Here is an 18,796-nt window from a genome sequence, read left to right on the forward strand (position 1 = left end):
CAAAGGAATGACTTTTATTAAGAAAAATAAAACACTGTCATGCATTATCGTGGTACTCATTCTCGCAATAGGTATCTTTCTAAGTTTGGCGTTATCAAAGGATAAAGCTGTTGCAAAAATAAATGGTGAATCCATTAGTAAGGATGAGTTGTATGATGTGATGGTGGAGCAATATGGAGCCGCTGCGGTTGAACAATTAATCACCGATAAGATTGTTGCTGCTGAAGCAAAAAAAGAAAAGATTACCATTACAGATAAGGAATTGAATGCAGAAGTGGAAAAATTGAAGGAATCTTATGGTGGTGAAGATGTATTTGACCAGATGCTGACGGCAAATAATACCTCTCTGGATGCCCTGAAAGAGGATTTAAAAAGTTACTTAACCTTACGTAAACTTCTTGTACCGCGGATAGAAATTACTGAAGAGGAATTAAAAACTTATTTTGATGAGAATAAGGATTCATTAGGAGTAGCAGAACAAGTAAAAGCAAGCCATATATTGGTTGAAGATGAAGCGACTGCGAAGGAAATTAAACAAAAGCTGACCGATGGAGCGGATTTCGCAAAATTGGCGAAAGAATATTCAACCGATGAGGGGACGAAAGAAAATGGAGGAGAGCTTGGCTTTTTCCCAAAAGGTACGATGGTAACAGAATTTGAGGATGTTGCCTTTGCAATGCAAGTTAATGAAATTAGTGAACCAGTAAAAACAGATTATGGGTATCATATTATAAAGGTTGAAGAGAAAAAGGAAGCAAAAGAAGCGAATTTTGATGACAGTAAAGCCGAAATAAAGGAAACCTTGATTGATCAAAAAGTGGAAACGGAATACTCTACTTGGCTTGAAGAAAAGAAAAAAGATTATGATATCGAAAATTCCCTTGAAAGTGTAGTTGGATAACTGTTCATGAAGAGGTGAAAAGGATGAATCAGGTCGGAAGATATGCAGTAAGTGATGAGGTAGATGAGTTCGAACTGATGAAAATGGTCATGGAACTGCCGGAAAAGGACAAAATGCTAATGTGGTCTCAAGGGTATATTGATTTAATTGTTGAAAAAATGCCTAAGTATGCTCGTGATATTTTGGAGAACCGAATGGAAAAATGGGAGGATACGAAGGCATTTTATCAAGATCAGATTCAAGCAATTTTGAATGATGAAGAATTTAAAAAACAGGCAAAGGGTGAACGGAAGCAGTTTGCCCTTTACATTATGGAGCATTATCGCGAACTTCAGTCATTATTGTTTGCGGCCTATGATGGGAAAATTTCCGAGGATGATGTAAGAAAATTTGTCTATCGTAGAAGGTTCGGTGGAAAGAAGAAGTATATACATTAAGATTGAGCCATGAAGGATTCAATTTTAAAACTTTTGATTAGTCTGAAAAAATAGGCTTGCAATCATTGCTTGAACTATTTACAATAGAAATATCTTGAAGTGAAACGGAGGTGTAAAGAGATGGTTCGTTCTATGTTTGTACGTGTGCAGTGGCTTGAAGCGCTATATTTGTGCCGTGCAATTTTTCATGAGGTAGTTTTCCAAGGGGGTAGTCTGCCCTTTTTTAAAAATTACAAAATGAATATAGAACGGTAACACATCTCTTTACCCATAGCAAAATAGGTAATAAGAGAGTGCCTTTTTCGCACTCTTTTTTCATGCCGATTTTTCGAACTGCGGGTATCTATTGATGCCGCAGTTTTTTTGCGTGAAGAGAGTGTTCAAAAAAAGGAGAATAGAACATGATCGTATGTAGCGTTAATCATATAGCAAAATCATTTGGCGGTAATATTATTTTTGAAAATTTATCTTTTGAGGTCCACGAAGGAAATCGGGTGGGCTTGGTTGGGCGAAATGGCTGCGGGAAAACCACTTTATTAAAGCTGCTTGCCAATCAAGAAACTGTAGACGGCGGCGTTATACATTGGAAAAAGGGGCTGAAAGTTGGCTACCTTGCCCAAATTCCTGAATATAAGGACTTAATTGTTAAGGACGTATTAAAGACAGCATTTGATCAGTTAGTCGAGACTGAAACAAAGTTACAAAAATTAGAAGTCGAAATGGGGCAAGAGCTGACCCCTAACCACCTGCAAATGCTCATGGACCAATATGGAAAGCTCCAAGATGATTTTATCTTAAATGGCGGCTATGAAATGGATGCAGAGATGGACAGAGTTTCCCATGGTTTAAATATTATTGAGCTCTTAGATAAACCTTTTTCACTTTTAAGTGGCGGGGAAAAGACAAAGGTTGGTTTGGCTTTAAGCTTGCTGAAGAAACCTGAACTTCTATTACTTGATGAACCGACCAACCATTTAGACCTAATGGCAATCGAGTGGCTCGGGACATTCCTTAAGGAATATACAGGAACGATTATTTTAATTTCGCATGACCGTTACTTTTTAGACGAAGTGGTCACAAAAGTACTGGATATGGAAGATGGCGAAATTGAGCTATACCATACGAACTTTAGCGGCTTTGTAAAAGAGAAGGAAGAACGGTTATTACGGGAGTTCCAAGAGTATCAGGAGCAACAGCGGAAGATTAAAAAAATGAAGGAAGCGATTAAACGCCTTCGTGAGTGGGCCAATCGCGCCAATCCTCCTAGTGCTGCCCTTCATAAACGGGCTACCAATATGCAGCGGGCACTGGACCGCATGGAGAAGCTTGATCGTCCGAAGCTTGATGTGAAAAAAATGGCGATTGATTTTGAAGCCAATGATCGCAGCGGGAAGGATGTTATTAAATTAGAGGATGTATCAAAAAGCTTTGGTGGCAGAACGCTTTTTGAAAAGGTAAATATGCTTGTTCAATATAAGGATCGAACCGCTATTGTGGGTGAAAATGGAACAGGAAAATCCACGCTGATAAAAATGATTTTAGGTGAATGTGAGAGCGACCTGGGTACAGTTAAAGTTGGCAGCAATGTGAAAATCGGCTATTTGTCTCAGCATGTCTTCCATACGATTGGGGATGATCGGGTTATCGATGTTTTCCGTTCTGAAGTAACTGTGAATGAAGGAGAAGCACGTCATATTTTAGCGCGGTTTTTGTTTTATGGGTCCGCTGTTTTCCGAAAGGTTAATCAATTAAGCGGCGGAGAAAGAATGCGATTGCGCCTTGCGCAGCTTATGTATCAGGACATAAATCTTCTAATCCTAGATGAGCCGACGAACCATCTTGATATTGATTCGTGTGAGGTCTTAGAAGAAGCTCTTGAACAATTTAATGGCACGATTTTAGCAGTGTCACATGACCGTTATTTTCTCAATAAATTATTTAATAAAATTTATTGGCTTCAGGATGGAACCGTTTATTATTTTGATGGGAATTATGACTGGGCTAAGGAGAAATTAGGTGCTTTAAAAGTGGTTCAACCAGTTGTGACTGAAAAAACGACACTAAAAAAGGTTGAAAAGCTACAGACTTCTGCATTGCCTATGCTGGTTATGGATATAGAACAAAAGCTTGAGGAGTTAGAGGCTCAAATACACTTATTAAAGCAGAGGATGGAAACAGGAGTAGACCTTGAAATGCTGCAAAAACAATTCACAGAATTAGAGCGGATGGAAGCAGAAAGAGAACATTTATATAAACAACTCGATGATGTAGTTTAGAATACGATCCACCCTCAAGAGAAAAGCCTCTCTTGGGGGATTTTTTATTTGGATCGTAACGTTTATAATGGTAAGTGAAATGAAAAGGAGGGGTTTGAATGGTGTATCAAGCAGAAGAATCTCGATATGGTACGATGAAATACAATAGAAGCGGGAAGTCTGGCTTACAATTGCCTGCCATATCATTAGGTTTATGGCATAATTTTGGCGGAGTGGATACATATGAGAATGGCCGTGCCATGCTAAGAAGAGCATTTGATTTAGGAATTACCCACTTTGACCTTGCAAACAATTACGGCCCACCACCTGGATCCGCAGAAGAGATGTTTGGCCGTATGGTAAAAACGGACTTTGCACCTTACCGCGATGAAATGATTATTTCCTCTAAAGCTGGTTATACGATGTGGCCGGGACCATACGGGGATTGGGGTTCAAGAAAATACCTGATTGCAAGTTTAGATCAAAGCTTAAAACGGATGGGATTAGATTATGTTGATATCTTTTATTCTCACCGTCCAGATCCGAATACACCGCTTGAAGAAACAATGGGCGCTTTAGACTCTGTCGTCCGCCAAGGTAAAGCATTATACGTCGGTATTTCAAACTATAGTGCAGAACAAACAGAGGAAGCGGTAAAAATTTTGAATCGTTTGGGAACGCCATTAGTCATTCATCAGCCAAGCTATTCTATGCTAAACCGCTGGATCGAAGATGGTCTGCAGGATGTTCTACAAGAAAATGGAGTTGGCTCGATTGCATTCTGCCCATTAGCTCAAGGTTTGTTAACAAATAAATATGTAAACGGAATTCCAACTGATTCTAGAGCGGCTAAACCGGTTAGCTTCTTAAGTAAAGACCAAGTAACAGAGGAAGTAGTAAATCGTGTGAAAAAGCTGAATGAGGTTGCTGGCGAACGCGGGCAAAATCTAGCACAAATGGCTCTGGCCTGGATTCTCAGGGGAGGAAGGGTAACTTCCGCTCTAATTGGGGCAAGTCGGGTAAGTCAAATAGAAGAAAACGTTGCTGCGTTAAACAATCTTTCATTCTCAGAAGAAGAATTAAATAGAATAGAAGATATACTAAAAAGTTAAACCTGCCTATAAATGGAGCCAAAAATTCATGGCTCCATTTATATTTGCTATCCGAATAGAGCAATGATTAAAATTAGATTTATTAAAGCTTAAGGTTGGTATAAAATGAATCGTTTCTCAATAAAACATTTAACTATACTCCTTACAATAACAATAGCAGGAGTTATTTGGTCTGTTATTTTCCATTATCCACTCGTCATTGGATTTCTGCCGGGTTATCTTGTTCTCGTCTACCTATCAAAGCGAAATAAGCAATCTTTGAAACGGATTTTCCAAATTAGTATTCGCGGAGTTTACAAGACTAGGATTGTTATTCTTATTCTTTTCCTAGTAAGTTTTCTGCTTCCATCGTGGTATCTGTCAGGAACCATTGATCAAATGGTTAAAATCGCTCTTTATCTTATTAATCCACATTATTTTTATTTGTTAACTTTTGTTACTGCAATGATGTTCTCTATGCTTTTAGGGACAACAGTGGGAACCCTTAGTGCGATTGGTATTCCAATTTTGGGAACAGCAGTGGTCTTAAATCTACCAACTGAGGTTGTAGCTGGAGCGTTGGTTTCGGGCGCATTTGTCGGAGACCGAACTTCACCATTTTCCAGTGCTCATCAGCTTTTAGCCCATACCTTAGAATTACCGGTAAAAAGGCAATGGAATGCAATGATACCAACGACAGTTACGGCTGTTTTGTTATCTTTGATGTTCTATGGTGCGTTTGACTTCCTTTCTGCTACAAAAATAAATAGCACAGTTTCATTGCAGTGGAATGAGTTGACAATGTTGAAGTTTATTCCGCCTATGGTTTTGCTGCTTTTAGTCTTATTTAGATTTAGCATTATATACGCATTTTTATTGAGTATAGTAAGTGCTGCATTCATATCTATCGTAAACGGTGAGGCTGTTTCGGAGATAGCTCTAGCATTTTGGTATGGGATTAAAGGTTTAGGCGGGGGCTTCCATAATATGTACGAACTGCTGCTGTTTCTTGCCTTAGCTGGAGCCTACAATGGATTAGTGGAGGAATTGAATGTCATACAGCCTTATTTGGATAAATGGCTGCAACGTTCCACGTCTTTAACGGGTGATACATTAAAAACCTTTTCAGCTACCTTACTAATCAGTGCGATTGCAGCAAATCAAACGCTGCCAATTATCTTAACAGGGAGGTCCTTCTTGCCTCATTGGAAAAATAAATATGGGGGGGAAGAGTTAGCAAGAGTGATGGGGGATACGACCATGTTACTCCCTGGAATGGTACCATGGAGTGTACTGGCTATAATGTGCAGTACTATTGTCGGAATCCCTATTATGGAGTATATGCCATATGCATTATTTTTGTGGATATTACCTCTAATAACGCTGATAGTTTCACTCCTCAAACATGTCCAAAAATCAAAAAAAGCAACGGCTGCTTAACGGAACAGAGTTTATGTTCCGTTTTTTTGTGATGAACTTTCTTGTACAAACATATAAGTGGATATATAGATTTTTGGACAAGGGATGGGAATCATGCTGAAAAAATTAGCTGTAATCGGTTTTGGAAGTACGATGATTGGCATCGGGGTAAACGGATTTATTTTGCCCTTCCATTTAATCAATGGGGGTATGTTTGGGATAAGTATTGTGTTTAATTACCTGTGGCATTTTAGCATTGGATTAACCTTTGTGTTATTGAATATTCCAGTTTATCTCTATGCCTATAAATCTGATTTTAATTATTTTTTATACGGCCTGATTGGAGCTTTTTTTTCCGGTTTCATGATTGAATTTTTGGTTCCTTTAAGGGATGTATTCCATCTACAGATTGTTAGCTCTGTCATAATCGGAGGTGTGATTATCGGTATGGGAGTAGGAACGATGCTCAGGAACCGCATTAGTCCAGGAGGAATGGATCTGCTTGCACTGCTGCTTGCAAAGCGGACAAAGATTAATGTAGGGATCATTGCTTATGCCATTGATACAGTGATAATTATATCAAGCCTATTTATTCTACGGGAGCCTAGATTACTATATTCGTTGTTGATTGTATCGATTGTAGGTTTGTTAGCAACTGTCATCACCTCGTGGAATTATTATGAAAAAAGGTGACGATTTAGTAATATAGAATAAAAAGTGTGCGAGGTTAACATGTTAAAGCCAGTAAATGATCATATAAAAGAGGAATTAAACATTCTATTTGTCGGTTTCAATCCCAGTATCCGTTCTAGCGATACAGGACATCATTTTGCCAATCCCAATAACCGGTTTTGGAAAATCTTACACGAAGCAGGATTAACTCCTCGAAAATACCTGCCTATAGAAGATGCCAAGCTGTTAGATCTGGGGATGGGGCTAACCAATATTGTAGCGAGGCCCACGAAAGCAGCAGATGAGATTACAAGGGAAGAATACAAAGAAGGAAAAGATATTCTCAGGAAAAAAATCGAGAAGTTTAAGCCTATGGTAGTTTGTTTTGTGGGTAAGGGAGTCTATCAGGAATATAGCGGCTTAAAAAATGTTCCATGGGGCAGGCAAGAGGAATCAGTCGTACCAGGTACGATTGACTTTGTTGCCCCATCTTCCAGCGGACTTGTGAGGATGAAAGTGGAAGAAATCGTAGAAATTTATAAGGGACTTGGTGAAATTATTAATTCCTGACCATGTGAAAATGTGTGATGACCATATTTAGAGAATTAATACACGAGCCTATCAGCCGCCTGGCTTTTTACACCTTCAATTTGTGAGGTGGAATTAATTAGGTAGATAAACAAAAGAAATATGCAGGCAAAAAGGAATTCATGCAGGTAAGGGAACAGAATTCGCAGGTAAGGGACCCATTTTGGCAGGTAGGAAGAGTTTGAATGAGAAAGGTCATTGAAAAAAAGTTACCATGATTAGGACTCAAACAAATATGGTATCTAATTGCCATATAAAAGGAAATTAGATACCTGTGCCAGGCAGTAGCCTGGCGTTTTCACCTTCAAGTTGGGAGGTGGAATTAACTAGGCAGATAAACAAAAGGAATATGCAGGTAAAAAGGAATTCATGCAGGTAAGTGAACAGAATTCGCAGGTAAGGGATCCATTTTGGCAGGTAGGAAGAGTTTGAATGAGAAAGGTCATTGAAAAAAAGTTACCATGATTAGGACTCAAACAAATATGGTATCTAATTTTCTATATAAAGGAAAATTAGATACCTGTGCCGGGCAGTATCCTGCTTGTTCACCTTCAATTTGGGCTAGGGAATTAATTAGGCAGATAAACAAAAGGAATATGCAGGTAAGAAGGAATTCATGCAGGTAAGTGAACAGAATTCGCAGTAAGGAACATGTTTTGACAGGTAAGAAGATTTGAATGAAAAAGGCGATTAGAAACTCAACTTGATACTGAAGAAAAAATTCACCAAATATCCGTCGTGTTACGTTTCGAACTTTTTACGATAGTGGGCCAAAGCCAATAATGGAAAGATATAACGATAGCTATGATAGTGTATATAAAAAGCACCGGCCATTCCTTGTCCTTTGGGGTAAGCAGTAGTCCAATCCTCTATCTGCAAATTCTCCAATAAGTATGAGATACCTTTGCGGATCGCCGGAGTTGGTTTGTCGGAAACGCTGATTAAGGCATCCAATGCCCACGCTGTATGGATTAAAGTACTAGCCCCGAGCGACACATAAGTTCTTTTATTATCGCTATAACAAGATTCGCCCCAACCCCCATCACGGTTTTGAATTCTATAAAGCCAATCTACGGCTTTTTGAATACTCTCATCACTTCCAGGTATCCCAACAGCAGATAAACCAGTTACCGCACCCCATGTACCATAAATATAACAAATCCCCCATCTCCCATACCAAGAACCATCACCTTCTTGATGATTCAACAGCCATTTTACCCCCTTTTTAATACTAGAATGATCTTTTGATAAATTCGTATAGTTACCAAAGAATTCAAGGGTACGTCCTGTAATATCTGCACATGATGGATCTGTGAGAATGAACTCTGCCTTCTCAATCGGCAGGAATTCGAACAGCTTGGTATCTGTATTTTTTTCAAAAGCTGCCCAGCCGCCGTCGTCATTCTGCATGGTTAACAGCCAGTTAATTCCTCGACTCCAGGCATCATGATGACCAGACCCCATCCTGGAAATCGACCTTAATGAGGCAGTCGTATCATCCACATCAGGATTGATGGTATTAATATCAGAGAAACCCCAGCCCCCTGGTAAACTAGCAGGATTATGGATTACCCAATCCCCGAATTTCGTATGCTGCCTTTTCAGTAAGTATTGATTGGCAGCACCAACCATAGGATCTGCAGGTGAAATCCCAGCCTCTTGTAGTACATAACCAATCAACGAGGTATTCCAAACATCTGCTGTTGTATATTGCATATGTGAGTGGCCGTCAATCACGCATTTCATTGATTTAAGCCCTTCAATGGCTTTCAGAATAACAGGGTCGCTTTTCTTATATCCTAACGAGAGCAGGGCAAAAATCATTAAAAAAGTGGAACTGTAGTAGCTGTAAAACGTGCCATCATCTTCAATATGATCGAGCATATATTTCTTCGCACGCTGTATGGCCAATTTATGAAGTTGTTGGGGTAGTCCGATTAGATTCTTAACCCCATCTCCGATAAAAGAAAAGAGAGAACGCATTTCCTCTGAACGAATCCACGATCCAGAATCAAGCCTGCCGCCCAGTAAATCCGAGAGGTCAGGACTCTTATCTGTCTTTATCGATAGTTTCTTATCAGCAAGAACCATCAATGGGGTAAAGTTTGCCCTGCCGTATACCGAAAAAGAATAGAAATTAATTGGAAATGAGAGTGGTAATAAAATAATTTCAACCTGCAGATGGGAGAAGGAAGGCCATTCTAATTGCCCTGTTAAGGCTAGCATCACTTTTGTGAACATACTAACCTTTTCAATCCCGCCCTTAGATAAAATAAATTTTTTCGCATTCTGAAGGCGTTTATCCTTTTTGTCATAATAGCCGGAGTATAAAAGGGCGTAATAAGATTCCACCGTAGCTGTAAGATTCCCTTCCCGTTCATCATAAAAGAGTTTCCATGAGCCATTTGTATCTTGTCTGCTCACGATCCTCTCAGCTAGTTCCTTTATTAATTCCTCATCATTTATTTCTAATGTCCGTAATAAAATGATCATATAGGCATCTGTCGATAATCCTGTTTCAAATGGATAATCCCAGGAGCCATCGGGAGACTGATCACTTCTAAGTGTTTTAATCAGCCAGTCAATGCCTTTACTAGTATCGGTCATCGTCACATTCAGTCCTCTCCCAATTGAATATTCTCATCTATACATATTCAGGTAGTAGAAAGAGAATTCTCAAGGGGGTTATCGTTATTTTATTTATCAGAAGCCGGGAAAAATCGCCAATCGATATCATTAAGGATGAACTAAAGGCAAAAATGAAACAGCCTGCCGACCATGACAATCATAAATTAACGAGTGAGGAGCAAAGTCTGCTAGAAAGGATAAGAAAAGATACAAGTGCTTTGAACCAGAATAATGTCACAAGGACTATGGCCTATTTTGACTTTTATCAAAAACATCCAGAAATCCATTGGGCATTCTTAGGACATATGGTCTCTAGAAATGGCGGCTGGAACATGACCGATTTAAAAGGTGAATTTCTCACACGCCTACTTACAAATAATGAAAGGAATGCCTATTTTATTTTTTTAGAACGAGGGAATTGGCTGATTTTTCAAGACGCGTATCCACAATTATTACTCTACAGCGAAAGCTTAAAAAGAAATAAACCGCTTTTTTACCTTTTACCCTATTTAAACATATCTACCTTCATGGAGACTGTTTGGAATTACTATTGGAGGAAATCGGACTCATACATTCTAACAATGGGTCTCGTTATCAATGAACAAAATTATATAGAAAAAAGGGTTATTCAGAATCCCATCTTTCAAAAAGATGTACTAAACACCTTAGAGTTTAAACTGCAGGACTACCTTTCTTTTAATCATATTTTGTTTCCCTATCGTAAAAAGAATCTAGCTGGTCAAACGGTTCACCAGTTTCAATCGTTACATGAGCGTATTTTAATAGGCAAAAGACTTTATGCTGTGCTTTTTCAAAAAAAGGAATTATTAAATCAATTTGTACTATGGGCAAAAACATACCGCCATACTGGGTCTAGAAAAGATTACTGGCCGCATATCTTTAATAATGTCAACGAAGGAATTCCTGGGATTCCCTATCAGCTTCGTTTAAATGCATGCAAGCTGCGGTGGGGAGCTAAAAAAATTTATAGTCCAGATTTAACGTACGTCTGGAAAAACGTTCAACACCAAGAAGCGGAAAAGGGAGATTGGTTTCATGATTGGCAAGCAGCCGACTATCTCTCGGAACTCAATGAACCACATATCAATGGGGAGATTGAATATGAATACTGTAAAACGCTCGAAAGGCTTGAACTTGCCGCCTTGGCAAAAAAAGTCATTACCATTTTTGATTAAAGAATATGCTCCTGTATTAGTTTTGTCCATCTTGCTGGGTACTAGCTTGGATATCTACTTCGTTGGGAAGAATTTGTACATGTTCCCGATTCGGCCGTTTCCTGAAGTTTTTTCATTTAATTTTGTTTTTACATTTATTGGGCTGCCGATTCTTGTCTTAGTATTTATTATGAAAATGAAACAGGTTAATAAATGGGGGAAAGTGGGAATTGTTTTATTCCTTAGCTTATTAATGCCGATAAGTGAAAGGTTTTCAGAACTATTTGGTCTCTTTGAGCACTCTAGTGAGTGGAGGCATATATATAGTTTCTATGGTTACTTTGTGTTTTTTTTATTTATTTTTTTATTTTATCAATTAACAAATAAAGAACAGTAAAAAAGCCAAGACGGGAGTCTTGGCTTTCTGTAATGCCGCTACCAACGACACTACGTACCCCTTCCGTCCGTACAGTGGTTAAGTGTCCCGCAACAAGCGAATGTTCGGAAGGGGTACTGTTATAATACCACAAATTTATAAAATTAAACCATGAAACTTTCTTTTCTGCGTTGGAAAGTGTATGATGAAAATGAATTTTTTTACATAAAGGAGATGTTCATTGTGGCAAAAAAAGGACACATACAAATGCAAAACGGTGAAAAAATTGAGTTTGAATTATATCCAAACGAGGCACCTGGTACAGTTGCAAACTTTGAAAAGTTAGCAACTAGCGGTTTTTACAATGGGTTAACGTTTCACCGTGTAATTCCTGGATTCGTGAGCCAAGGAGGTTGCCCTGAAGGCCGTGGAACAGGTGGCCCTGGTTATACCATTAAATGTGAAACACAAGGCAATCCACACACACATGTTCCAGGTGCTCTTTCAATGGCACACGCTGGTAAAGATACAGGCGGCAGCCAATTCTTTATCGTTCATGAGTCTCAGCCGCACCTAAATGGGGTGCATACTGTTTTCGGTAAAGTGACTTCTGGTCTTGAAGCTGCGAAAGCCATGAGAAATGGCGACATCATGGAAAAAGTGGAAGTATACGACGAATAGAATGCAAGCTAGAAGGACCTTTTGATAAGGTCCTTTTTTGTTGGAATGATTCCATTACCACAGGGCAAATTAACGTAAAACATTCACATGGAGGTTCTTATGAAAAGATTTGCGCTGTGCCTCATTCCATTTCTTTTGCTTTCTATGCAAAATCCGGCATTAGCTGAAAAAAATAGAGAAAATCAGCTTAAGGCAGCCATTATTATTGACGATTTCGGCGGCGGAACAGGTGGTGTGAAAGATTTTCTTGAAGGGGATATCCCGATCACTGCCGCTGTTATGCCTTTTACTGAGAACTCTAAGAAACACGCGGAGTGGGCACATAAAAATGGAATAGAGGTAATCGTCCATTTACCGATGGAGCCGAAGAAAGGGAAACGCTCTTGGTTGGGACCTAAACCGATTACAGTAGATCTTTCGCCAAAAGAGGTGAAAAAGAGGGTTAAGGAAGCGTTAAAATCCGTTCCTTTTGCAGTAGGTATGAATAATCATATGGGCTCTAGAGCAGTAGAGGATGAGGAGATCGTTAGAGCGATTGTCGAAGTAGCGAAGGAAAAGAAGTTATATATTATCGATAGTGGAACAAGCCCTAAATCCCAATTCCCTAAAGTAGCAGAGGAAATGAATGTTCCGCTTTTAAAAAGAGATGTTTTCCTGGATGATATATCATCTTCAAGCCACGTCAGAAAACAGATGAACAGGTTGGCTAAAATAACGGAATACACTGGTAAGGGAATTGCGATAGGTCATGTTGGGGTAACGGGTAAAGTATGTTCTGTAGGTGTTTTTCAATCCATGGAGGAATTTGAAAAGAGAAATATTAAAATTGTACCAGCCTCGCAATTATTTTCAACAAAACTAACTGAACAATATTTTGTTCCATAAGAAATGGCTTGGATTTTTTCCAAGCCATTTTTCGTAGAGCCTTACATTTGAATTTTTTAATAATTTTATTGTAAATATTTTGAATGATTTGAAATATATCGTTGTTTTCTTGCCCGTCATTTTTACTCAAATGCTCATTTCCATTTTATCTGATCCATCTAACTGAGGAAAATAACTTTTATAAATTTAATATTGCTTTCGAACCGAAAAAATGAATACCTCAATTCACAATGCTTTTCATCACTCTCTAAAGCTGTTACAATTTCTCCTGAAAAGTATTGAACTTGGGAAGGGATTTAATCATGAAATTAGTATCTTGGAATGTAAATGGGCTTAGGGCTTGTGTAAATAAAGGATTTTTAGATTATTTTAAAGAAGTAAACGCAGATATTTTTTGTGTGCAGGAAACAAAATTACAGGAAGGTCAAATCAATCTTGAACTTGAAGGATACCATCAATACTGGAACTACGCGGTGAAAAAGGGGTATTCAGGCACAGCAGTTTTCACAAAGCTTGAACCAATATCTGTTCGATATGGTTTAGGGGATGAGGCTTCGCAAGATGAGGGACGAATTCTAACGTTAGAATTTGAAAAGTTTTATCTAGTGAATGTTTACACGCCAAATTCTCAAAGGGATTTGGCGAGACTGGGATACAGATTAGAATGGGAAGATCGAATTATCTCCCATCTGATAGACCTAGACCGGGTGAAGCCAGTTGTTCTTTGTGGGGATTTAAATGTGGCGCATCGCGAAATTGACTTGAAAAATCCAAAATCTAACTTAGGTAACTCGGGTTTTACAGTGGAGGAAAGAGGGAAAATGACTACACTGCTGGAGTCTGGGTTCATTGATAGCTACCGCTACTTTTATCCAGAAAAAGAAGGAGCCTATACATGGTGGTCATACATGGCTAAGGTTCGTGAGCGGAATATTGGCTGGCGAATTGATTATTTTATTGTTTCAGAAAACCTTCGTGAATCATTACTAACTGCAGATATTCATTGTGAAGTTATGGGAAGTGATCATTGTCCGGTTGTACTTGAATTTGAAATGTAACTCTGTATAAGTTTTTCTTATTGGAATTCATAAAAACCTCATAATTTCATTTATTAGCTTGATAGAATAAATTAGAAGTAAGAGGTGATACAGATGGATATTAAAAAAGACGTTCAACAGCAATTTGGAAACAATGCTGCTTCGTACGTTTCAAGTTCGATTCATAAGGATGGAAAAGACTTATTGATGATGGTAAAAATGGCAGATGTCAATGGACAGGAAGTACTGCTTGATATTGCGACAGGTGGTGGGCATACAGCAAATGCATTCGCGCCATTCGTAAAAAAAGTGACAGCAGTTGATCTGACAGCAGAAATGTTGGCAGCAGCTAAGAATTTTATTTATAAAAACGGTCATCGCAATGTGGAATTTATTCAAGGGGATGCGGAACAGCTCCCTCTTACAGATGAATCGTTTGATATCGTTACCTGCAGAATTGCACCACATCATTTTCCTAATGTTGATTTATTCATAAAGGAAGTATATCGAGTATTAAAACCAGGCGGACAATTTTTATTGGATGATAATGTTACACCTGAGTCTAAGGAATACGACGCATTTTACAATACAATCGAGAAAATACGGGATTATAGTCATTTTCGTGCCTGGAAAAAGTCAGAATGGATTCAAAAACTTGAGGAAAGTGGTTTGGAAGTTTTTGAATGGCACAGGTTTGAGAAGACGTTTCGATTTGAATCGTGGTGTGCAAATATGAAGCTTTCAGAACTTGAAAAAAATAATTTAACCAAGTTTATTCTTGAATCTTCTAGCAAGATTAAAGATAAATTTAGAATAATCATTCAGGATGAAAAAATTATATCATTTATTGGGGAAGCAATTATATTAAAAGCGTTAAAGCGTGAGTAAAAAACCCAGTGTATCAAAGAGAACAGTCCCTTTGATACACTGGGTTTTTTAGAATTCAAAAGGACTGTGGAGGTCATTTAGGGCAGTTCCAATTACATCAAATTCAGGGGATTTCTCATTAATGGTTATGTTTTCTTCTGGTTCCACCTGCTTTACGGTCATTTTATCGATGTCTTTCTTCTGGTTGTAACTCAAGGTCACATCATCTCCTTTTTCATGAATGAAATTATATTGTATTTTTACCCAATAAAAACGTTCTAAACCATTTTTCTTCTTCACAAAACAACTTCTTTAAAGAGTAGGTTGAGAATGATAATATTGTGGAATAATGTCTGTATTACTTTTCGCTTAAAAAAAATTAAAATTTAGTGTTGATTTTTGTCGTGAATCGTTGTAAGATTATCAATGTCGCTGATATGACGTAGCAAAGTTAGCAACTTAGTTTTCTAGTTAGTTCTTAGAAGGCAATATTACATGCGGGTGTGGCGGAATTGGCAGACGCACCAGACTTAGGATCTGGCGCCGCAAGGCGTGGGGGTTCGACTCCCTTCACCCGCACCAAAATTTTTTGCAAAGCAAAATAATCTTCCTTATATGCGGAAGTAGTTCAGTGGTAGAACACCACCTTGCCAAGGTGGGGGTCGCGGGTTCGAATCCCGTCTTCCGCTCCAATATTGCCGGGGTGGCGGAACTGGCAGACGCACAGGACTTAAAATCCTGCGGTAGGTGACTACCGTACCGGTTCGATTCCGGTCCTCGGCACCAAATTATTTTTCGTAGAAAAATAATAAAATTTTTTTCGTGATAGCGATTAAATATGCGCCCGTAGCTCAATTGGATAGAGTGTCTGACTACGGATCAGAAGGTTATGGGTTCGACTCCTTTCGGGCGCGCCATATTTTATCGGGAAGTAGCTCAGCTTGGTAGAGCACTTGGTTTGGGACCAAGGGGTCGCAGGTTCGAATCCTGTCTTCCCGACCATCATTTGATTAATGGGGCCTTAGCTCAGCTGGGAGAGCGCCTGCTTTGCACGCAGGAGGTCAGCGGTTCGATCCCGCTAGGCTCCACCATAAACAACTTTACATGATATATTTGGCGGTGTAGCTCAGCTGGCTAGAGCGTACGGTTCATACCCGTAAGGTCGGGGGTTCGATCCCCTCCGCCGCTACCAAGGTTTTTTTACGAAGTAAAATAACCAAATATTTTTAAAAGTTATGCGATTGTTTTTACAGCGGAGGAATACCCAAGTCCGGCTGAAGGGATCGGTCTTGAAAACCGACAGGCGGGTTAAACCGCGCGGGGGTTCGAATCCCTCTTCCTCCGCCATCATATTACGATTTCCTTTATGTGGAGGGGTAGCGAAGTGGCTAAACGCGGCGGACTGTAAATCCGCTCCCTCCGGGTTCGGCGGTTCGAATCCGTCCCCCTCCACCAAGTTATTTTCGTTAGAAAATAACCAAAGTTTTTTGCGAGTAAAATAAGTTTCATTTAGGGGTATAGTTTAAAGGTAGAACGAAGGTCTCCAAAACCTTTGGTGTGGGTTCAATTCCTACTACCCCTGCCAATGAATTTGCCGGTGTGGCGGAATTGGCAGACGCGCACGACTCAAAATCGTGTTCCTCTGGAGTGTCGGTTCGACCCCGACCACCGGTATCTAAAAAACATTAAAACCCAAAAAACACTCACAAAGGTTGTAATTTTACTTTTGTGAGTGTTTTTTGTTGTAAACGTAAAAGAGTGAGAGTAGGAATTTTAGCAGCCAAGGAAAATACTTCTTGAAAACTGGATGTATAAAGAGGATCTGTGAGTTATATTAAGAATATGTATTAATTTTTCCTTCTACAGAGGGCTATCAAGACGAGAGCCGAAAATACACTGGTATATGCAATTTGCTTGGTTTATCCCCTTTTGATATAGTTTCATTATTCCTCTAAAAAACCTGTAAACTGATCCATACTAAATACCTCTGATGTATTCAAACTAACTATTACCCATACCAAAATAGAAGGATAATGGTATTAACAAGATTTAGCAAGTTGTATTTAGAGTAAGATGCATGAACGCAATTTTAAGGGTTATGTTTCATATTACTTCATAAAAATACGTTCATTAAATGTTTTTGCATTTTAATATGTTCACAAACGAAGTAAAACCCTCTGCGAATTTATCAAAGATGGGAGTTAAAAATAATGAAAAATGCTTCAACTGTTTTTTATGTTTCAATAGTATTATTGGTAGGTATAGTTTTCATGGGTATCATAATGCCAACATCGTTAGAAAAGGTCACGAGTAGCACTCAAGGGATAATAACCGATTCATTTGGGTGGTATTACCTTTTGCTTGTTTCATTGTTTGTGTTTGTGTGCTTCTATTTATTAGTAAGTCCAATTGGCCGGATTAAGCTCGGGAAACAGGAGGATAAGCCTGAGTTTTCACGTCCAACTTGGCTTGCGATGCTTTTTAGTGCGGGTATTGGGATTGGGTTAATGTTCTATGGAACATATGAACCTATTAGCCATTACATGCTTAGTTCTCCTACTGGTCAAGAGGGAACGGATCAAGGTATTAAAGATGCGATGAGATTTACTTACTTTCATTATGGCATCCATGCGTGGGCAATCTATGGATCGATTGCGATGGTTCTAGCTTATTTTACTTTTAGAAAAGGGGAGCTGAGCTTAATTAGTCGAACTTTACGACCTCTAATCGGGAAACATGCGGATGGAGCTGTCGGGAAAGCGATTGATGTCATTGCGGTCATTTCTACGGTTATGGGTGTGGCTACTTCATTGGGATTTGGGGCTATGCAAATTAATGGGGGCTTGACCTACCTATTCGATGTTCCTAGTACGCTGACAACGCAAACTGTCATAATTCTCGTTGTGACTGTTTTATTTATGATTTCGGCTTTAACGGGTCTAAGTAAAGGGATTAAAATTCTAAGTAATGTGAATATGGGGCTCTCGGCTGTCCTCTTATTGATTGTATTTATCCTTGGACCAACACTTTTTACCCTTAACATGTTTACAGATACAATAGGGACTTATATGCAAAATTTCATTAACATGAGTTTTCGTATTGCTCCCTTAAACGAAGAGGGACGTAATTGGATTAATGGGTGGACAATTTTTTATTGGGCTTGGTGGATTGCATGGGCTCCTTTTGTAGGGGTGTTTATTGCAAGAGTCTCAAAGGGCCGGACGATTCGTGAGTTTGTTGTAGGTGTCTTACTCGTTCCGACACTAATTGGATTCATTTGGTTTACAACCTTTGGGAGTGCCGCGATTTTTACTGAATCATCAGGGCTGCTCTCGATTTCTTCATTAGCTCCCGAGGAATCTCTTTTCGGCGTGTTAGAAGGGTTCCCATTCGGTATGGCGTTATCCCTTTTTGCTATTTTGATTATTGTGACGTTCTTTGTTACATCAGCGGACTCTGGTACTTTTGTTTTAGGAATGATGACAACGAATGGATCCCTAAATCCAAGTACATCAATTAAAGCTACTTGGGGAATCTTTCTCTCTACTACAGCAGTCGCTCTCCTTTATTCTGGGGGCCTGAAAGCTCTGCAAAATACTATGATTATTGCTGCACTTCCATTTTCATTCATTATGGTGTTAATGGTAGTCAGCTTACTTAAATCATTAAACCGAGAAGCAATTGAGCTCGGACTGGGGCAGTTACGTGTAGATCGAAAGAAAACGGTGGGTAAACATAGGAACGAGGATGTTAAGGAAGTTATTTAACGATATAAAACAATTAA

Annotated in this window: 17 protein-coding genes and 11 tRNA genes; 26 read left to right on the forward strand and 2 right to left on the reverse strand. The window is 39.0% G+C overall.

Annotated elements, in window-relative coordinates; all coding sequences use genetic code 11:
- Nucleotides 1-7 precede the first annotated feature (7 nt).
- The 8 genes from ACN6MT_RS15510 to mug all read left to right on the forward strand — a co-directional run bounded on the left by ACN6MT_RS15510 (nt 8) and on the right by mug (nt 7,345).
- Nucleotides 8-901, forward strand: coding sequence for a peptidylprolyl isomerase (locus tag ACN6MT_RS15510; protein WP_419886961.1), 894 nt, complete (start codon nt 8-10; stop codon nt 899-901).
- Nucleotides 902-924: 23 nt separating this feature from the next.
- A complete protein-coding gene (locus tag ACN6MT_RS15515) occupies nt 925-1,338 on the forward strand; it encodes a hypothetical protein (RefSeq protein ID WP_419886962.1) in 414 nt (137 codons plus the stop codon).
- A gap of 132 nt (nt 1,339-1,470) precedes the next feature.
- Complete coding sequence (locus tag ACN6MT_RS15520; RefSeq protein WP_419956451.1) at nt 1,471-1,593, forward strand: RAxF-45 family protein; 123 nt, start codon at nt 1,471-1,473, stop codon at nt 1,591-1,593.
- 146 nt (nt 1,594-1,739) lie between these two features.
- Nucleotides 1,740-3,614 carry a ribosomal protection-like ABC-F family protein gene (gene abc-f, locus ACN6MT_RS15525; protein WP_419886963.1) on the forward strand — a complete coding sequence of 625 codons (1,875 nt, stop codon included), beginning with the start codon at nt 1,740-1,742 and terminating at the stop codon, nt 3,612-3,614.
- Between the two features lie 98 nt (nt 3,615-3,712).
- Nucleotides 3,713-4,705, forward strand: a complete 993-nt coding sequence (gene mgrA / locus ACN6MT_RS15530; protein ID WP_419886964.1) for an L-glyceraldehyde 3-phosphate reductase — start codon at nt 3,713-3,715, stop codon at nt 4,703-4,705.
- 105 nt (nt 4,706-4,810) lie between these two features.
- Entirely contained in the window at nt 4,811-6,124 is a 1,314-nt protein-coding gene (locus tag ACN6MT_RS15535; RefSeq protein WP_419886965.1) for a Na+/H+ antiporter NhaC family protein, read from the forward strand.
- 93 nt (nt 6,125-6,217) lie between these two features.
- A complete protein-coding gene (locus ACN6MT_RS15540) occupies nt 6,218-6,796 on the forward strand; it encodes a YitT family protein (RefSeq protein WP_419886966.1) in 579 nt (192 codons plus the stop codon).
- 39 nt (nt 6,797-6,835) lie between these two features.
- Complete coding sequence (mug, locus tag ACN6MT_RS15545) at nt 6,836-7,345, forward strand: G/U mismatch-specific DNA glycosylase (RefSeq protein ID WP_419886967.1); 510 nt, start codon at nt 6,836-6,838, stop codon at nt 7,343-7,345.
- A 759-nt stretch (nt 7,346-8,104) separates the two neighbouring features.
- Here the strand turns inward: mug and shc are convergent.
- A complete protein-coding gene (gene shc / locus ACN6MT_RS15550) occupies nt 8,105-9,970 on the reverse strand; it encodes a squalene--hopene cyclase (protein WP_419956452.1) in 1,866 nt (621 codons plus the stop codon).
- A 152-nt stretch (nt 9,971-10,122) separates the two neighbouring features.
- Between shc and ACN6MT_RS15555 the strand changes: the two genes are divergently transcribed.
- The 6 genes from ACN6MT_RS15555 (at nt 10,123) to ACN6MT_RS15580 (ending at nt 15,033) form a co-directional block, all read left to right on the forward strand.
- Nucleotides 10,123-11,187, forward strand: coding sequence for a DUF2515 domain-containing protein (locus ACN6MT_RS15555; protein WP_419956453.1), 1,065 nt, complete (start codon nt 10,123-10,125; stop codon nt 11,185-11,187).
- Nucleotides 11,114-11,563 carry a CBO0543 family protein gene (locus ACN6MT_RS15560; protein ID WP_419886968.1) on the forward strand — a complete coding sequence of 150 codons (450 nt, stop codon included), beginning with the start codon at nt 11,114-11,116 and terminating at the stop codon, nt 11,561-11,563. Before ACN6MT_RS15555 ends, ACN6MT_RS15560 begins: the two co-directional genes overlap by 74 nt.
- A gap of 222 nt (nt 11,564-11,785) precedes the next feature.
- Nucleotides 11,786-12,223 (forward strand): peptidylprolyl isomerase, encoded by a 438-nt coding sequence (locus ACN6MT_RS15565; protein ID WP_034673452.1) that lies wholly within the window; start codon nt 11,786-11,788, stop codon nt 12,221-12,223.
- A gap of 99 nt (nt 12,224-12,322) precedes the next feature.
- On the forward strand, nt 12,323-13,108 hold the full coding sequence (locus tag ACN6MT_RS15570) for a divergent polysaccharide deacetylase family protein (RefSeq protein ID WP_419886969.1): 786 nt from the start codon (nt 12,323-12,325) through the stop codon (nt 13,106-13,108).
- A gap of 302 nt (nt 13,109-13,410) precedes the next feature.
- The gene (locus ACN6MT_RS15575) at nt 13,411-14,166 is read left to right on the forward strand and encodes an exodeoxyribonuclease III (protein ID WP_419886970.1); all 756 of its coding nucleotides are present in this window, start codon (nt 13,411-13,413) and stop codon (nt 14,164-14,166) included.
- 93 nt (nt 14,167-14,259) lie between these two features.
- The gene (locus tag ACN6MT_RS15580; protein WP_419886971.1) at nt 14,260-15,033 is read left to right on the forward strand and encodes a class I SAM-dependent methyltransferase; all 774 of its coding nucleotides are present in this window, start codon (nt 14,260-14,262) and stop codon (nt 15,031-15,033) included.
- A 48-nt stretch (nt 15,034-15,081) separates the two neighbouring features.
- Here ACN6MT_RS15580 and ACN6MT_RS15585 read toward each other — a convergent pair whose 3' ends face one another.
- A complete protein-coding gene (locus ACN6MT_RS15585) occupies nt 15,082-15,312 on the reverse strand; it encodes a hypothetical protein (RefSeq protein ID WP_419886972.1) in 231 nt (76 codons plus the stop codon).
- Between the two features lie 197 nt (nt 15,313-15,509).
- Here ACN6MT_RS15585 and ACN6MT_RS15590 point away from each other — a divergent pair.
- From ACN6MT_RS15590 to ACN6MT_RS15645, 12 genes are all read left to right on the forward strand, one after another.
- Nucleotides 15,510-15,594: transfer RNA gene (locus tag ACN6MT_RS15590), tRNA-Leu, on the forward strand.
- A gap of 35 nt (nt 15,595-15,629) precedes the next feature.
- Nucleotides 15,630-15,704, forward strand: a tRNA-Gly gene (locus tag ACN6MT_RS15595).
- A gap of 5 nt (nt 15,705-15,709) precedes the next feature.
- Nucleotides 15,710-15,798, forward strand: a tRNA-Leu gene (locus ACN6MT_RS15600).
- Between the two features lie 54 nt (nt 15,799-15,852).
- A tRNA-Arg gene (locus ACN6MT_RS15605) sits at nt 15,853-15,929 on the forward strand.
- 8 nt (nt 15,930-15,937) lie between these two features.
- Nucleotides 15,938-16,014: transfer RNA gene (locus ACN6MT_RS15610), tRNA-Pro, on the forward strand.
- Between the two features lie 13 nt (nt 16,015-16,027).
- Nucleotides 16,028-16,103: transfer RNA gene (locus ACN6MT_RS15615), tRNA-Ala, on the forward strand.
- A gap of 24 nt (nt 16,104-16,127) precedes the next feature.
- Nucleotides 16,128-16,204 (forward strand) — tRNA-Met (locus ACN6MT_RS15620).
- Between the two features lie 62 nt (nt 16,205-16,266).
- Nucleotides 16,267-16,359 (forward strand) — tRNA-Ser (locus tag ACN6MT_RS15625).
- Between the two features lie 23 nt (nt 16,360-16,382).
- A tRNA-Tyr gene (locus ACN6MT_RS15630) sits at nt 16,383-16,467 on the forward strand.
- Between the two features lie 56 nt (nt 16,468-16,523).
- A tRNA-Trp gene (locus tag ACN6MT_RS15635) sits at nt 16,524-16,597 on the forward strand.
- An 8-nt stretch (nt 16,598-16,605) separates the two neighbouring features.
- Nucleotides 16,606-16,686: transfer RNA gene (locus ACN6MT_RS15640), tRNA-Leu, on the forward strand.
- Nucleotides 16,687-17,222: 536 nt separating this feature from the next.
- A complete protein-coding gene (locus ACN6MT_RS15645) occupies nt 17,223-18,779 on the forward strand; it encodes a glycine betaine uptake BCCT transporter (RefSeq protein WP_419886973.1) in 1,557 nt (518 codons plus the stop codon).
- Nucleotides 18,780-18,796 lie beyond the last annotated feature (17 nt).

The sequence above is a fragment of the Neobacillus niacini genome (assembly GCF_048572935.1).
Classification (GTDB): Bacteria; Bacillota; Bacilli; order Bacillales; family Cytobacillaceae; genus Neobacillus; species Neobacillus niacini.

Excerpts from the sequence above, each read along its gene's own strand:
- ACN6MT_RS15645 (WP_419886973.1), top strand. The coding sequence starts at position 17,223 with ATGAAAAATGCTTCAACTGTTTTTTATGTTTCAATAGTATTATTGGTA.
- ACN6MT_RS15510 (WP_419886961.1), top strand. The coding sequence starts at position 8 with ATGACTTTTATTAAGAAAAATAAAACACTGTCATGCATTATCGTGGTA.
- ACN6MT_RS15560 (WP_419886968.1), top strand. The coding sequence starts at position 11,114 with ATGAATACTGTAAAACGCTCGAAAGGCTTGAACTTGCCGCCTTGGCAA.
- abc-f (WP_419886963.1), top strand. The coding sequence starts at position 1,740 with ATGATCGTATGTAGCGTTAATCATATAGCAAAATCATTTGGCGGTAAT.
- ACN6MT_RS15535 (WP_419886965.1), top strand. The coding sequence starts at position 4,811 with ATGAATCGTTTCTCAATAAAACATTTAACTATACTCCTTACAATAACA.
- mug (WP_419886967.1), top strand. The coding sequence starts at position 6,836 with ATGTTAAAGCCAGTAAATGATCATATAAAAGAGGAATTAAACATTCTA.
- mgrA (WP_419886964.1), top strand. The coding sequence starts at position 3,713 with ATGGTGTATCAAGCAGAAGAATCTCGATATGGTACGATGAAATACAAT.
- ACN6MT_RS15515 (WP_419886962.1), top strand. The coding sequence starts at position 925 with ATGAATCAGGTCGGAAGATATGCAGTAAGTGATGAGGTAGATGAGTTC.
- ACN6MT_RS15555 (WP_419956453.1), top strand. The coding sequence starts at position 10,123 with ATGAAACAGCCTGCCGACCATGACAATCATAAATTAACGAGTGAGGAG.
- ACN6MT_RS15570 (WP_419886969.1), top strand. The coding sequence starts at position 12,323 with ATGAAAAGATTTGCGCTGTGCCTCATTCCATTTCTTTTGCTTTCTATG.
- ACN6MT_RS15520 (WP_419956451.1), top strand. The coding sequence starts at position 1,471 with ATGTTTGTACGTGTGCAGTGGCTTGAAGCGCTATATTTGTGCCGTGCA.
- shc (WP_419956452.1), bottom strand. The coding sequence starts at position 9,970 with ATGACCGATACTAGTAAAGGCATTGACTGGCTGATTAAAACACTTAGA.
- ACN6MT_RS15540 (WP_419886966.1), top strand. The coding sequence starts at position 6,218 with ATGCTGAAAAAATTAGCTGTAATCGGTTTTGGAAGTACGATGATTGGC.
- ACN6MT_RS15580 (WP_419886971.1), top strand. The coding sequence starts at position 14,260 with ATGGATATTAAAAAAGACGTTCAACAGCAATTTGGAAACAATGCTGCT.
- ACN6MT_RS15575 (WP_419886970.1), top strand. The coding sequence starts at position 13,411 with ATGAAATTAGTATCTTGGAATGTAAATGGGCTTAGGGCTTGTGTAAAT.